Origin of the sequence: Sphingopyxis sp. (assembly GCF_035686825.1) — a bacterium.
Taxonomy (GTDB): Bacteria; Pseudomonadota; Alphaproteobacteria; order Sphingomonadales; family Sphingomonadaceae; genus Sphingopyxis.
This window is the reverse complement of the sequence record NZ_DASRYZ010000002.1, coordinates 533,740-549,526: the sequence shown is the minus strand read 5'-3', so window position 1 is coordinate 549,526 and position 15,787 is coordinate 533,740. Positions and strand designations below refer to the sequence as shown.

General features: G+C 65.4%; 11 protein-coding genes. 10 read left to right on the top strand and 1 reads right to left on the bottom strand.

Going from position 1 to position 15,787, the window contains the following annotated elements:
* The first annotated feature begins 215 nt into the window (after window positions 1–215).
* From VFG17_RS03840 to VFG17_RS03795, 10 genes are all read left to right on the top strand, one after another.
* The gene (locus VFG17_RS03840) at window positions 216–1,382 is read left to right on the top strand and encodes a PepSY domain-containing protein (RefSeq protein ID WP_325028141.1); all 1,167 of its coding nucleotides are present in this window, start codon (window positions 216–218) and stop codon (window positions 1,380–1,382) included.
* Window positions 1,379–1,558, top strand: a complete 180-nt coding sequence (locus VFG17_RS03835; RefSeq protein ID WP_325028140.1) for a hypothetical protein — start codon at window positions 1,379–1,381, stop codon at window positions 1,556–1,558. The genes VFG17_RS03840 and VFG17_RS03835 overlap by 4 nt, the downstream gene beginning before the upstream one ends.
* A gap of 46 nt (window positions 1,559–1,604) precedes the next feature.
* Entirely contained in the window at window positions 1,605–3,800 is a 2,196-nt protein-coding gene (locus VFG17_RS03830) for a TonB-dependent receptor (protein ID WP_325028139.1), read from the top strand.
* Between the two features lie 11 nt (window positions 3,801–3,811).
* Complete coding sequence (locus tag VFG17_RS03825) at window positions 3,812–4,816, top strand: pyridoxamine 5'-phosphate oxidase family protein (protein ID WP_325028138.1); 1,005 nt, start codon at window positions 3,812–3,814, stop codon at window positions 4,814–4,816.
* Between the two features lie 78 nt (window positions 4,817–4,894).
* Window positions 4,895–5,785, top strand: a complete 891-nt coding sequence (locus tag VFG17_RS03820; RefSeq protein ID WP_325028137.1) for a Ku protein — start codon at window positions 4,895–4,897, stop codon at window positions 5,783–5,785.
* A complete protein-coding gene (locus tag VFG17_RS03815; RefSeq protein ID WP_325028136.1) occupies window positions 5,785–6,330 on the top strand; it encodes an MgtC/SapB family protein in 546 nt (181 codons plus the stop codon). Before VFG17_RS03820 ends, VFG17_RS03815 begins: the two co-directional genes overlap by 1 nt.
* Window positions 6,317–8,821, top strand: coding sequence for a DNA ligase D (ligD, locus tag VFG17_RS03810; RefSeq protein WP_325028135.1), 2,505 nt, complete (start codon window positions 6,317–6,319; stop codon window positions 8,819–8,821). Before VFG17_RS03815 ends, ligD begins: the two co-directional genes overlap by 14 nt.
* A gap of 193 nt (window positions 8,822–9,014) precedes the next feature.
* On the top strand, window positions 9,015–11,690 hold the full coding sequence (locus tag VFG17_RS03805; protein WP_325028134.1) for a TonB-dependent receptor: 2,676 nt from the start codon (window positions 9,015–9,017) through the stop codon (window positions 11,688–11,690).
* Window positions 11,691–11,868: 178 nt separating this feature from the next.
* Window positions 11,869–12,468, top strand: coding sequence for a helix-turn-helix domain-containing protein (locus VFG17_RS03800; RefSeq protein ID WP_325028133.1), 600 nt, complete (start codon window positions 11,869–11,871; stop codon window positions 12,466–12,468).
* 11 nt (window positions 12,469–12,479) lie between these two features.
* Complete coding sequence (locus VFG17_RS03795; RefSeq protein ID WP_325028132.1) at window positions 12,480–13,244, top strand: SRPBCC domain-containing protein; 765 nt, start codon at window positions 12,480–12,482, stop codon at window positions 13,242–13,244.
* 154 nt (window positions 13,245–13,398) lie between these two features.
* Here the strand turns inward: VFG17_RS03795 and VFG17_RS03790 are convergent, their stop codons facing one another.
* Window positions 13,399–15,723, bottom strand: a complete 2,325-nt coding sequence (locus VFG17_RS03790) for a TonB-dependent receptor (protein WP_325028131.1) — start codon at window positions 15,721–15,723, stop codon at window positions 13,399–13,401.
* Between the last annotated feature and the right edge of the window lie 64 nt (window positions 15,724–15,787).

The window sequence follows — 15,787 nt, the reverse complement described above, 5'->3', positions numbered from 1 at the left end:
GGCCTCCATCATAGGCAATCGGCGATGAAAGGAAAGTGAATCGGCAAGGAAATCCCGCACACACCGCGCGCCGGACCGCGTTGCGCCGGGCTGGCCCGATCGATGGCATAGCTGGCCCGAATCATGGGGTGCGCGGGGCGAATCGGGTTGCCAACCGCACCGGCAAATTCTAGGGCGCTATTGATTTTTCCTCGCAATAGCAGCAGCCTTTGCCCATGCAACGCACGACCATCCGCACATGGTTCCTGATCCACAAGTGGACGAGCATCGTCAGCACCGCCTTTCTGCTGATGCTGTGCGTCACCGGCCTGCCGCTGATCTTTCACGACGAAATCGACGAACTGACCGAGGAAACCCCGCAATATGGTCTGCCCGGGGTCGGATCGTCGGGCGAGGTCCCCGGCCTCAAACCCCTCGACGAAATGCTGGCGAAGGCGCTCGCGGCGCGGCCGGGCGAAGTCCCCGTCTTCATGGCCTTCGACAATGCGCATCCGTCGATGACCGTCACCACCGCGCCGCGCGCGGACTCGCCCGCCGCCGACATGACGATCCAGATCCTCGACCGTTCGACCGGCGAGGCGACCTCGACCGTCGACGAAAGCGGCGTGATGCACTTCCTGCTCCAGCTCCACACCGACATGTTCCTCGGGCTTCCCGGCATGCTCTTCCTCGGGCTGATGGGCCTCTTCTTCGTGATCGCGGTGGTCTCGGGGGTCGTGCTCTACGCGCCCTTCATGAAAAAGCTCGACTTCGGTACCCTGCGCACGTCGCGCAGCCGCCGCGTCAAATGGCTCGACTATCACAACCTCCTCGGCATCGTCGCGCTCGCGTGGATGACGGTGGTCGGCTTGACCGGCGTGATCAACGCGCTCGCGACCCCGATCTTCGAATATTGGCAGCGGACCGACCTCGCCGAAATGACCAAGGCCTATGACGGCAAGGGCGCGGTGCCGCCCGAAAATTACGGCTCGATCGACAAGGCGATGACGGCGGCGCGCAAGGAGATCCCGGGCAACAATCCGCAGTTCATCGCCTTCCCCGGCGGCGCATTTTCCAGCAAGCATCATTATGCCGTCTTCTTCCAGGGCGACACGCCGCTGACCGAAGGGCTGCTTACCGCGGCGCTGATCGACGCCGAGACGGGCGAGTTCACCGACGCGCGCGCGATGCCCTGGTACGCCAAGGCGCTCGCGCTGTCGCAGCCGCTGCATTTCGGCGATTATGGCGCGCTGCCGCTCAAGCTGCTCTGGGCGATCCTCACCCTCTTCACGATGATCGTCCTCGGCTCGGGCCTCTATCTCTGGCTCGGCAAGCGCCGTTTCGGCACCGACGCGCTGGTACGCGAGGTCGAGAGCGGCGGCACTTTGGTGCCCGCCGAATGAAGAAGACGGGCAGCCTCCGCGCGATCTTCGCCGTCCCGCTGCTGCTCGCGCTCGCCAGCCTCGTCGGCCTCGTCGTCGCGCTGACCGGCGACGGCTGGCGCGATGCGATCTCGTGGGCGCTGCTCGCCATACCGGTCTTGGCCGTCGGCTGGGCGATGCGCGCGCGCCGAACCTGAAACAGAGGACGCGCGGGGTAGGGCCGCGCTTTTAAGGGGAATATCAGTGACCAGATCGACCTTCCGCACCGCACTCGGCCTCTCCGCCGCGACCGCGGTGCTTGCCATATCGGCGCCCGTGCTGGCGCAGGAAGCGAGCGCGGCCGACGAGATTCTCGTCACCGCGCAGCGCAATAACCAGACCGAAGTGACCGCGGGCGGCAATGTCGGCATCTTCGGCACCAAGGCGGCCGAGGATGTGCCGTTCAATATCCGCAGCTACAACGAGGCGCTGATCCTCAACCAGCAGCCCGATACGCTCGGCGAGCTGCTCGAAAATGATCCGACGATCCGCACCACATTGGGCTTCGGCATTTCGGGCGAGGTGTTCGTGATCCGCGGCTTCGCGCTCAGCTCGGACGATGTCGGTTTCGACGGCCTCTATGGCATCACCCCGCGCCAGCTCGTTGTGCCCGAGCTCTTCTCCTCGGTTCAGGTGATCAACGGCGCCAGCGCCTTCCTCAACGGCGCGGCGCCCAGCGGCGGCGGCATCGGCGGCAGCGTCAACCTCATCCCCAAACGCGCCGAACGCGATCTGTCGCGCGTCACGCTGGGCTTCGTCGGCGATTCGCAATTCGCCGGTTCGTTCGACGTCGCCCGCCGCTTCGGCGCGAACGACGCGTGGGGCGTCCGCCTCAACGGGTTGGCGCGTCGCGGCGACATCGCCATCGACGACGAATTCCATTCCTCCTATGCGCTCGGCGGCACGGTCGATTATGACGGCGGCGCCTTCCGCGCCTCGCTGAACGTCAATTACCAGCGGCTGCGCCAGTCGAACTGGCGGCCCAAGATCACCGTCAGCACCGCCATCCCCAAGGCGCCGCGCGCCGACGTCAACTATGCCCAGCCGTGGGCCGCGATCGAGACCGAGGATGTCTTCGGCTCGCTCAGCCTCGAATATGACATCGCCGACAATGCGCTGCTCTATGCCCGCTTCGGCGCGCGCGACGGGCGCGAGGACCAGATCACCAGCTCCTTCACTCTGCTCGACCCGGTCACCGGCGCGGGCAGCGGCGGCGGATCCTATGTGCCGCGCACCGACAATAATGAATCGGCGGTCGCCGGGCTGCGCGTCAATCTCGAAGCCGGCGGCATCAGCCACGAGATCAACTTCGGCGCCGCCGCGAGCTGGCAGACCAACCGCAACGCGTTCGACTTTTTCTCCGGCACCTTCGCCAACAACCTCTACGATCCCGTCACCGTGCCGCGTCCGGCGAGCGGGTTCGTTGGCGGCGACATCGACGATCCCTTCCCGATCGGCCGCACGCGCGTCGCCAGCCTGTTCGCGTCGAACACGATCGGCTTCTGGGACGACCGCATCCTCCTGACCGGCGGCCTCCGCCTTCAGCAGATCCGGACGAAGGGCTATGCCTATAGCGACAGCCCGGGCGTTCAGGCGGGAGACCTCACCAGTTCATACGAAGCAGATGCCGTGACCCCGGTCGTCGGATTGGTGGTGAAGCCGGCCGATGGGCTCTCGCTCTACGCCAATCGCATCGAAGGGCTCGAACAGGGCCAGACCGCGCCGCCGACAGTTGCCGATCCCGCGGGCGGCCCCGACATCATCGTCTCCAACGGCGGCGAAGTGCTGCCCCCTTATGCCTCGGTGCAATATGAGGTCGGCGGCAAGTTCAGCTTCGGGCGCTTCAACGCCGCGCTCGCGTGGTTCCAGATCGATCGTCCGAACTCGGACTATCGCGTCAATCCGGCGGCGCCCGACGAGCTGATCTTCGGCCCCTTCGGCGTGCAGCGCAACCGCGGCGTGGAATTCACCCTCGACGGCGAGCCCGTTCAGGGGCTGCGGCTGATCGGCGGCGTCGCGGTCAACGATCCGAAGCTGCGCCGCACCCCGGGCGAGGTCAATCAGGGCAATGACGCGCCGGGCATCCCCGAATGGACCGCGAACGCCAACGTCGAATGGGATATCCCCTTCGTACCGGCGCTGACGCTGACCGGCCGCGTCGTCCACACCGGCAAGCAGATGGCGAACCAGCCGAACACGCTCGAACTCGGCTCATGGACGCGCTTCGATCTTGGTGCGCGCTATGTCGCGGTGGTCGGCGACAAGCCGCTGACATTGCGCTTCGGCGTCGATAACGTCGCCAACAAACGCTATTGGGCGTCGGCGTTCAGCAGCTTCGGCACGCAATTGCTGCAGGGCACACCGCGCACCTTCAAGGCGTCGGCATCGATCGACTTTTGACGGAGCATGACATGAGCGACATCGACAGCGTCGACCGCCTCGAAGCTATCCTCGGGAAAACGCCGCCCGCGGTCAACCTCAAGGTGATCGACCATGTCGATGAAAGCGCGATGCGCTGGCTTGCCGCCGCGCCGCTGATGTTCGCGGGATTCGGCCAAGGCGATGCGGGCATCGCGGTCACGCTCGGCGGCGGCGCGCCCGGCTTTGCCACCGCCGAGCCCGGGATGCTCTCGATCCCGCTCGCGATGCTCGACGATCCGGCGCTCGCGGTGCCCGGCGCCAGCTTCGGCTCGCTGTTCCTCGTCCCCGGCATCGGCGAGACGCTGCGCATCAACGGCCATGTCGCGGCGGTCGCCGACGAAACCGCCCGCATCGCGGTTACCGAATGCTATGTCCATTGCGCCAAGGCGCTGATCCGCTCGGGCTTCTGGTCGGCCGATCCGTCGGAGGTGTCGCCCTCCACACCGGGCGAGTTCGCCGTTGCCGCGCGCTTCATGGCGCTCGCGACGATCGACGCCGCGGGCGCGGCCGACCTCAGCCCCAAGGGCGACCCGGCGGGGACGATGGCGCATATCGCGGGCGACCAGCTCTGGTTCGCCGACCGTCCGGGCAACCGCCGCGCCGACAGTTTCCGCAACATCATCGCGCAGCCGCGCATCGCCGCGGCGCTGCTCGTTCCCGGTTCGCCGCACATCGCGATCGTGCGCGGCACCGCGATGCTCACCGACGATGAAACCCCGCGCGCGAGCTTCGAGGTGCAGGGCAAGGTGCCGCTGCTCGCGACGCGCGTCGACGACGTCGAGATTGAACTGCGCCCCAGCCCCGCGCTCGCCCGCGCGAAGCTCTGGCCCGCCGCCGCCGCGCCCGCCGACATCAAGCCCGCGAAGATGTTCGCCGACCATGTGAAGCTCAACAAGGACAAGGGCCTCAGCGCGCGCATCGCGGGCGCCTTCGTCTCGGTTCCGGGTCTGATGCAGCGCGGGCTCGACAAGGATTATAAGGACAATCTCTACTGATTCTGCCCGGCGGGAACCCGTCGCCTTCCCCGAACATTTGGACTCCGACTCCGAATGGGGACAGCGAAAGGGAAACCGATGGCCGCACGCGCCTATTGGAAGGGACAGATCCGGCTCGCGCTGGTGTCGATCCCCGTCGAAATCTACGCCGCGACCAAATCGGGCGCGGCGATCAGCTTCCGCCAGATCCACGAACCGAGCGGCAAACCGGTCAAATATGAAAAGGTGGTCCCCGGCATCGGGCCGATCGACACCGACGACATCGTCAAGGGGTACGAGATGTCGAAGGGCAATTATGTCCTGCTCGACGAGGAGGAGATCGAGGCGGTCAAGCTCGACAGCAAGCGCACCCTCGAACTGCTCCAGTTCGTCGACGCGGGCGACATCGACATCCTCTATTATGCCAAGCCCTATTATGTCGTCCCCGCCGACGAGCTGGCCGAGGAAGCCTATATCGTCCTGCGCGAGGCGCTGAAGCGCACGAAGAAGGTCGGGCTCGGCCAGCTGTCGGTGCGCGGGCAGGAACAGCTCGTCGGGCTGCGCCCGTGCGGCAAGGGGCTCGTGCTCGAAGTGCTGCGCTACGCCGACGAGGTGAACAAGGCGGCCAATTATTTCCGCGATGTCGGAAATAGCAAGCCCGATGCCGACCTGCTCGACCTCGCCGAAACGCTGATCGGCAAGAAATCGGGCAAGTTCGACGCGTCGGACTATCACAATCATTATGTCGACGCGCTGAAGCGGGTGATCGCGAAAAAGGCGAAAGCCAAAGGCAAGCGCGTGCTCGAGGATGTCGAGGAACCCGGACCGGTGAGCGGCGGATCGAACGTCATCGACCTGATGGCGGCCTTGAAGGCATCGGTCGACGGCAAGAAAAAGGCGGCCGCGAGCGAAACGAAGAAGGCGCCCGCGAAGAAGGCTTCGGCGAAAAAGGCGCCGGCCCGGAAGACCGCCGAGCGGAAGCGCGCTTGATGGAACTCAACGAGGCGCTCTGGTGGGAAACGATCGATACCGAGGTGCTGCTGCGCCTCGGCATCGCGACGCTCGTCGGGCTGCTGCTCGGGCTCGACCGCGAGCTCAAGGGCTATGACGCCGGGCTGCGCACCCACGGAATGGTCGCGCTCAGCGCCTCGTTGATGACCGTCGTGTCGATCGCGCTCTATCACCAGCTCGGCGGCGCCGACTCGTCGCTCGACCCGCTCCGTGTGATCGAGGGCATGGCGGCGGCCATCGGCATCATCGCCGCGGGGCTGATCATCGTCAAAGGCGGCGAGGTGCGCAACCTCACCACCGCGGCGCATATCTGGTTGACCGCGGCGATCGGCATCGCCAGCGGTGCGGGCTATTTCGCGGTGGTGATCATCGCCGCCGGGCTCGCGCTCGTCCTGCTTACCCTGCTCCGCTTCGTCGAACGCCGCCTGCCCGAGGTCGAGGACGGGCCGAAGGAGGACGGCGCGAAGGAGGACGAGGCCAGGGAGAATGGGCCCAAGGTGGAGAATGGGGATGTCCCGCGCTGACCCGCTCGCCCAATATAACGCCAAGCGCGATTTCAAGCTGACCCCCGAGCCCGCGGGCAAGGTGGCAAAGGGAGAAGGCAACCGTTTCATCGTCCAGAAGCACGACGCGACGCGGCTCCATTACGACTTCCGGCTCGAAGTCGACGGCGTGCTCAAAAGCTGGGCGGTGACCAAGGGTCCGAGCGCCGACCCCGCCGACAAGCGCCTCGCGGTGCGCACCGAGGATCATCCGATGTCCTACGCCGATTTCGAAGGCGTGATCCCCAAGGGCGAATATGGCGGCGGCAGCGTGATGCTGTGGGACCGCGGAAGCTGGGCGCCGATCGCGGGCAAGAGCGCGAAGGATATCGAGAAAGGCCATCTCCATTTCACCCTCGACGGCGAGCGGATGAAAGGCGAATGGCTGCTCGTCCGCATGAAGCCGCGTCCCGGCGAAAAGCGCGAGAACTGGCTGCTCCGCAAGGTCGACGACGCTTATTCGGGCGGCACCGACGACCTCGTCGGGCGCCAGCTTACGAGCGTCCTCACCGGCCGCACCATGGCCGAGATCGCGGGCGACGAAGGCGGCGAACAATCGCTGAAGGGCGCGAAGGGCGCGGCGTTCGCGAAGAAGATGGCGGCCGCCGCCGCGCACAACCGCAAGGTCGTCAAGGCGAAACCGAAAGCCAAACTCCCCAAATTCCGCCCGCTCCAGCTCGCGACGCTCGTCGACGCGGTGCCGGCGGGCAATGGCTGGTTCCACGAGATCAAATATGACGGCTACCGCGCCGAAATCGCGGCGGCGGGCAGCGACGTGCGCGTCTACACCCGGAATGGCCTCGACTGGACCGACAAGTTCGCGCCGCTCGTCCGCCATATCGCCGCGCTCGATCTGCCGCCCTGCCTGATCGACGGCGAGATCGTCGCTTATGGCAAGGACGGCAATCCCGACTTCTCGTCGCTGCAGGCGGTGCTCAAACGCGGCCATGGCGCGCAGGACGAGGCGACCCGGCTCCACTTCTTCGCCTTCGACCTGCTCGAAGAAGGCGGCAAATCGCTCGCCAAGCTCGGCAACCTCGAACGCAAGGAGCGGCTCGAAGCCTTGCTTCGCGACGCGAAGGCGCCGGTCGCGGTCGCCGACCATGTCATCGGCGCGGGCGAGACGCTCTACGCCGCGATGTGCGGCGCGGCACAGGAAGGCATCATCTCGAAACGCGCCGACGCCGCTTACGTCGGCCGCCGCACCAAAAGCTGGGTGAAGGTCAAATGCACGCGGCGGCAGGAATTTATCATCGTCGGCTGGAAACCGTCATCGACCAAGGCGCGCCCCTTCTCGTCGCTGCTCCTCGCGCAGCACGAGGCCGGCGGGCTCGTCTACAAGGGCAATGTCGGCACCGGCTTCGATGCCGGCACCATGGCCGACCTCGCCAAGGCATTCGCGAAGCTCGAACGCAAGACCGCGCCGCTCGACGTCGACAAAGTCGCCGCGCGCAAGGTCCATTGGCTGAAACCCGAACTCGTCGCCGAAATCGCCTTCGCCGAATTCACCGCGAGCGGTTCGGTGCGCCACGCGAGCTTCCTCGGCCTGCGCAGCGACAAGGAGGCGATAGAGGTGACCCCCGAAGTGAAACAGCCCGCGCCCGAGGCGGCAAGCGACGTCAAGATCAGCAGCCGCGACCGCGTGATCTTCCCCGAGGCGAAGGCGACCAAGGGCGACCTCGCCGACTATTATGCCGCGATCGCTCCGCTCATGCTCCCGCACATGGCGCGCCGCCCGATCAGCCTCGTCCGCTGTCCGCAGGGGCGCGCGAAGAAATGCTTTTTCCAGAAGCATGACTCGGGCTCGTTCGGCGATCATGTCCATCACGTCCCGATCAAGGAGAAGGACGGGGGGCACGAGGATTATCTCTATGTCGAGGATGCCGACGGCATCCTCGCGTGTGTCCAGATGGGGACGATCGAGTTCCACGGCTGGGACAGCCATGTCGATGCGCTCGAAAAGCCCGATCGCATGGTGTTCGACCTCGACCCCGACGAGGGGCTCGCCTTCGCCGACGTGAAGAAGGCCGCGGCCGACATCCGCCGCCAGCTCGCCGACATCGGCCTCGTCAGCTTCGCGATGCTGTCGGGGGGCAAGGGCGTGCATGTCGTCGTGCCGCTCGATCCGGGGCATAGCTGGGACGCGCACAAGGATTTTTCGAAACGCTTCGCCGAGGCGCTGAGCCTCGCCGAGCCCGAACGCTATGTCGCGACGATGAGCAAGGCGAAGCGCAAGGGCAAGATCTTCATCGATTATCTGCGCAACCAGCGCGGCAGCACCGCGATCATGCCCTATTCGGCGCGCGCGCGCGAACAGGCCCCGGTCGCGGTTCCGATCGGCTGGGACGCACTTGCCGATGTGAAGAGCGCCGGCCAGTGGACGATCAGGGATGCCGATGCGCTGCTCGAACGCGCCGTCGGCCCCGACCTCAAGGGCTGGGGTTTCGCCAGCCAGTCGCTCCCCGACTTCTGACCTCCCGCGAGTCGCGTTCGCGAAAATTGGTTAGTAATCTAATAATACCAATTAGATACCAAAAATAGCTATTCAACGTCTTGAACGGGTCTTAATCTGCGATGAAACGAGATTGACCGCAAAATTGGTCTGTATAAAATCCCCTATAAATCGGCAATCATAGCCGATTGGCATGATGAGGAGGGAATTTGACATGACCAATGCGCGATATTGGCTCGCTTCGGCGAGCATTGGTACGCTGCTTTTCGCCGCCGGCGTGGCGCAGGCCCAGACCACCGCGCCCGCCGCCGACGCCGCGGCCGAAAGCGAAATCGTCGTCACCGGCATCCGCGGCTCGCTCCGCGAAGCGATCGACGCCAAGCGCGACCTGTCGGTGATCGCCGACGTCGTCACCGCCGAGGATGTCGGCAAATTCCCCGACAAGAATGTCGCCGAAGCGCTCCAGCGCGTTCCCGGCATCGTCGTCAACCGCGAGTTCGGCGAAGGCGAGCGCGTCTCGCTACGCGGCACCGCCCCGAACCTCACCAAGACCCTGCTCAACGGCCACAGCGTCGCGACCGCCGACTGGTTCATCCTCGATCAGGTCGCCTCGACGCGCAGCTTCAACTATCTGACGCTGCCCGCCGAGATCATCGGCCGCCTCGAGGTGTACAAGAGCCCGCAGGCCGACGTCGAGGAAGGCGGGGTCGGCGGCACGATCAACGTGATCACGCGCAACCCGCTCGACCTCGACCCGCTCACCCTCTCGGCGTCGGTGCAGGCCGCCTATTCGGACCTGTCGGGCAAGGTCGACCCGCAGGTCTCGGGCCTCGTCAGCTGGAAGAATGACGACGAGACCTTCGGCGTCCTCGTCGGCGCGATCTACCAGAAGCGCCGCACGCGCCGCGACGGGCTCGAAATCTTCGGCTATCGCTCCTTCCCCGTCGGCGGCGGGCAGAGCGCGCTCGTCCCGACGCTGATCGGTTCGACGATGTTCGAACAGAATCGCGAACGCTATGGCGCCAATATCGGCATCCAGTTTCGCCCGTCGGACGCGCTCGAAATCAACATCACCGGGCTCTATTCGCGTTTCAACGCCGACAATTTCAACCAGAATTATATCGCATGGGGCGAACAGGCGCTCGGCGGCGGCGGCACGATCAGCAATGCCGTGGTGCGGGACGGCGTCGCGGTTTCGGGCGACATCGCCTCGGCGAACGGCGGCACGACGGGCTTCGGCGTCGTCTATGACGCGATCGACCGGCAGGCGGTCGCCAAGACCGTGTCGGCCGACTTCGACCTGACATACCGCCCGACCGACAGCCTCTCGGTTCATTTCAAGGCCGGCTGGACCAAGGCGAACGGCGACACGAGCAACGAGAATTTTATCGAATTCGCGGGCCCCGGCGCCTTCAGCTACGACCTCACCAGCGGCCGGCCCGAGGTGAGCTTCGCGAACCCCGACCCGCTCAATCCCGCGGGGATCCGCCCCGATTTCGGGCGCATCCAGTCGGTCACCAACGACGATGAAGAGAAATATGTCTACCTCGACGTCGAAAAGGAGGTCGAATGGGGGCCGCTCACCGCGCTCAAATTCGGGCTGAAATATACCGACCACGACCGCGTCGCCGAACGCTTCGCGACCAACGGCGGCGTCTTCACGCCCGGCCTTCGCTGCGACGGCGCGCCGTGCACCTCGGCCGATTTCGCGACCGGCGGCGGCATGCCCGGCGACTTCCTCGACAATATCGCGTCGCCCGGCACGCTCCGCGACTATTGGCGTGTCGATCCCGCGAAGCTGCGCGCCATCTATGGCGCGTCGACGTCGCCCTCTAACGACCGCTTCCTCGTCCCCGGCAACGCCTATTCGATCAATGAAAAAGCATGGGGCGGCTATGGCCTCGCCAAATTCGGCGGCGACGGCTGGCGCGGCAATGTCGGCGTGCGCGTGATCGAAACCAAGCAGACGTCGGACGGCTTCATCATCGGCGGCGCCGACCCCGAGTTCACCAACCCGTTCGGCGGCTTTACCCCGTCGCGCGCGAAACGTTCCTACACCGACATCTTGCCGAGCGCGAACCTGTCGGTCGACCTGTCGGATCAGGTCGTGCTGCGCTTCGCCGCGGGCAAGACGGTGACGCGCCCCGACTTCGTCGACATCACCCCCGGCGTCGACCTCAACGGCACCTTGCTCACCGGCCGCGGCGGCGATCCGAACCTCGATCCGTATCGCGCCAACCAGTATGACCTGTCGATCGAATGGTATCCCGACCGCGAGACGATCGTCGCGCTCGCCGCCTTCTACAAGGATATCCAGTCGTACATCGTCAACACGACCTCGACCGAAATATTGCCGAGCGTTTTCGTGCCGGGGTCGGAACCCGCGGGCTGCGTCGCGGCGCCCGGCGGCAACCCGAACCTGTTCGACTGTCCCTATCAGATCAACCGGCGCAGCAACGGCGACGGCGGGCGCAATCAGGGCTTCGAATTCCAGGTATCGCGCCCGATCTGGGGCGGCTTCGGCGCGGTGGTCAACTACACCTACTCCGACGCCAAGGCCGACAATGGCGACCCGATCCCGGGCAATTCGAAGCATTCGCTCAACCTGACGGGCTATTATGAGAATGACCTCGTCAGCGCGCGGCTGTCGTATAACTACCGGTCGAAATTCTTCATCGACATCGACCGCGCGGCGCCGCTCAACCAGGCCGCGCTCTCGTCGCTCGACGCGTCGGTCAGCGTCAACATCACCGACAATATCGCGCTCACCGCCGACGCGGTGAACCTGACCAACGAGAAGATCGAGCAATATTCGGGCACGCGCGACCGACCGCGCGCGATCTACGACAATGGCCGCATATTCTACGTCGGCGCGCGGCTGAAATTCTGATCCCCCCCGCAACCGGCATCGGGCACGCCCGATGCCGGTTCGGACCCCCATGCGCCGGTGTCGCAACCGCCGCGCCCCGCCCCTCCTGATCCGGCCTTCGCCGAAATGATCCAGCCCGCCCAATCGCATCGGCGGCGCTCCAATTGACAAATTTATTTGTCAATATTAGCCAGACATCATGTCCGACTCGCTCGCCCTCGTCGACGACGCCGCCACCGCGCGCGCGGCGCTGTCGCCGCTGCGGCGCGAACTGCTCGCACGGCTGCGCACGCCCGCCTCGGCGGCGGCGCTCAGCGAGGCGCTCGGCCTGCCGCGGCAGAAGATCGGCTATCATCTCCGTATCCTCGAAAAGGCGGGGCTGATCGCAAAGGCCGACACGCGAAAACGGCGCGGCTTCACCGAGATAGTGTTCGAACTGGCGAGCGACGCGCTCGTCATCGACCCGATGCTCCTCGCCCCGCCCGATCCGGGCGCCGTCGACAAGCAGGACCGCTTCGCCTCCGACCATCTCGTGCGCACCGCCGCGGGCATCGTGCGCGACGTGTCGCGGATGCGCGCCGCCGCCGCCGATGAGGGCAGCCGGCTCCTGACCTTCACGATCGAGGCCGACGTCGGCTTCGCCCGGCCCGCCGACCTCGATACTTTCGCGGCGCGATTGTCGGAGGCGGTGGCGAGGATCGCCGCCGATTACGCCCCGCCCGGACAGGGCCGCCGCTACCGCGTCACCATCGCCGGCCATCCTGCCGCCGACACTCGAGCCGAACCCGCGATCAATTAGGGAGACCACCGATGACCGAAGCATCCGACCAGCCAACCGTCGACCGCATCCTCGTCGAGATGACGATCTCCGCGCCCGCCGAGCAGGTGTGGGACGCGCTGCAGGACCGCGAAAAACTCTTCAACTGGTTCGGCTGGGAAGCCGACAGCCTGCGCGAAGAGATCGACTATATCTTCTTCCAATATACCCGCGCCGACAAGGAAGCCGGCATCCTGTGGTTCGAGGGCGTCCCCGACCGCTTCGAGATCGAACCGCGCGGGCAGGAAACCATCTTCCGCGTCGTGCGCGCCGAACCCGCGGGCAAGGACTGGGACGGCATTTACGAGGATATGGTCGAAGGCTGGATCAGCTTCGTCCAGCAGCTGCGCCTCGCGATCGAGCAGCACGGCCTCGCGCCGCGCCGCACCCTTTATTTCTCGGGCCATGCGAAGCGCGGCGGGGCGGGGCCGATCGCGGCGCTCGGGCTCGCCGACTTCCGCGACACGCCCGACGGCCAGCCGCACGCCGCGACGCTGCCCACCGGTGACACCGTCGTCGGACAGGCGTGGCACCGCACCCAGTGGCAGATCGGCCTCACCGTCCCGCAATGGGGGAACGGGCTGCTGATCGTCACCGACAAGTCGGTGAAGGACAGCGCGCCGCACGGCCGCGGCATGGTGATCCTCACCACCTACGACCTCTCCGCCGACGATTTCGCGGCGCTCGAGGAACGGTGGAAGACCTGGTGGGACGCGAATTACGACCCGGTGCCCGCCTCCGAAGAAGCATGCAGCTAGGGCGTGATCACCTTTGGATGATATCATTTCCCGTGTCCCCGCGAAGGCGGGGACCCATCTCCTGAGGGCTCAAAATGGCACCAGCCGGAGATGGGCTCCCGCCTTCGCGGGAGCACACTGCTTTTCACTCAAAGGATGATCATGGTCGAGCTGGTCAAAAACGCCCTTCGAAGGTCAGCCCGATCATCCGCGGTTCGCCGAACAGCGCCTGCATCCGGCCGCCATTCTCATATTGATAATCATAATATTCGTCGTCGAAGATGTTCGTCGCGACCAGATAGGCGCCGAAATAATCGTTGCCATAGCCGATCTTGGCGTTGACCAGCGTGCGCGCCGGCACGTCGCGACCGCCGCTCTGGTCGCGGATGTCCTGAAACTGCGCGCCGCGGTAATTGACGTTGACGTTGGCGCTGAACCCCGACGGGTGGCGCCAGTCGAAGCCCGCGGCCCAGGTCCAGCGCGGCGCATTGGCGAATTCGAAGCCCGACAGGTCGAGCACCTGACCGTTGCTCGTCTGGAAATCGAGGAACTTGCTGTTCGCATAGCCGACCGAGCCATAGATGTTCAGCCGCTCGGTGACGTCGAAATCGCTCTCGACCTCGAAACCCCAGACGCGCGAGCTGCCCGCATTCTGCGTCTCGTAATCATAGACATTGTCGGAAAGCTGGACGTAAACCTGCTGGTCCTTCCAGTCGATGTAGAAGGCGTTGGCGTTGAAGGTCAGCCGCCGGTCGAGCCATTGGGTGCGCAGCGACAGCTCGTAATTCCACGTATATTCGGGGTCATAGACATGCGTCGTCGCACGGCCGGGGTTCACCCCGCTGCCGCCCGAACGATAGCCGCGCTGGACGATCGCGCTCAATATCTTGTCGGGCGCGACCTCCCACGACACTCCGCCCTTGGGCAGAAACGCCTTATAGGTCGTCGTCGACTGGGGGCCGCTGCTGTTCGCATTGTCGACCTGCTGCTGCAGCACGCCGTTCACCGTCTGGATAATCCCCGCGAGCAGCGGATCGGACGCATAGTCGGCGGGGTCGGGCAGCACGGTGTTGAGCACGACGACATTGTCGTTCGCCACCTTCTGCCGCTCATGATCGTAGCGGAAGCCCGCGAGCAGCTTCAGCCCCGGCGCGACCTCGAAGCTCGCGTCGCCGAACAGCGCCATCGTCTCGACGTCGATCGCATAGCGCTGGTCCGACGCGATGAAGATGCGCGGCGGATAGAGCTGGCGCGCCTGCTGCGCGAGGAAAAGCGCCTGATCGGCGGGCAGTCCGAACTGGCTCTGGAGGATCGCCGCGACCTGCGGCGTCAGCCCCAGGTCGGCGTCGGGGTCGAGGCTGAACGTGCTGTTCGAATCCGACCGCGGGTTCTTCAACCGCGAATAATAGCCGCCGATCAGCCCCTGCAGCGGCCCGGTGTCGAAATTCAGCCGCACCTCCTGGCTGAAGCTCTTCTGGTTGGTCGCGAAATCGCCATAGGCCTCGTCCTCGGCGCGCAGCTCGCCATCATAGGTCGAAAAGGTCTTGAGGTGATTATAGGTGCTTACCGACGACAGGGTGAAGACCTGGCCGAGCGGCAACGACAGGTCGGCGGTGAACAGGTCGGTGCTCGTCCGCGTGAAGGTCGGCCGGTTCGCCTCGACGAAACGATTGTCGAAAGCGTCGGGCACGTCGCTGAAGACATAGCCGCGCCCCTTGTTGCCGAAATGCCGGTCGTAAAGATAGGAGAGCTTGACCTGCAGCCCGTCGGCGCCCGCCGGGGTGAAGAGCAGCTTGGTGCGCAGAACCTCGCTGTTCGTCTTGTCGTAATTGCCGCCGTTCAGCCGGTTGGTGACCAGTCCGTCGCCGCGTGCGATCTCGCCCGCGACGCGGAACGCCAGCACATCGTCGACGATCGGCCCGCCGACCGCGGCGGCAAGGCGATATTCGCCGTTCGCATCGGTGATCATCGCGCGCGCCTTGCCGCGCCAGTCGAAGCTCGGGTCGGCGGTCTTGAGGATGATCGCGCCCGCGAGCGCGTTGCGCCCCTGCAAGGTCGATTGCGGCCCGCGCAGGATTTCGACCTGCTCGAGGTCCCAGAGGTCGAGCGGCCCGCCGCCCGCCGCCTCGCCCGGCAGCGGCGATCCGTCGAGATAGATGGTCGCAAGGTCGCCGAAGCCATAGCCCGAGACATTATTGTTCGAAATGCCGCGGATGTTGAAACCCGATTCGGCGAAGGAGGAGGAAAGGTTCGCCGTGCGGTCGATCAGGTCATAGACATTGACCAGATTCTGCCGGTCGATCTCTTCGGCGGTGAACACCTTCACGCTCTCGGGCGTGTCCTGCAACGTCCGCTCGAACTTCATGCCCGTGACGACGATTTCGTTGCTTTCGCCCGCATCGGCACCTGCCGCCGCCGTCATCGCCGCCTCTTCGGCATGGACGGGCATCGCCGCGCCCGCAAGCATCAGGGCCAGCACCGGCCGCGCATAGTTGGTCATTGTCTTTAGCTCCCCGCTTAGCTATCGAAGGGCCCGCTATTGATATTGCGAATGCGTGTCAATA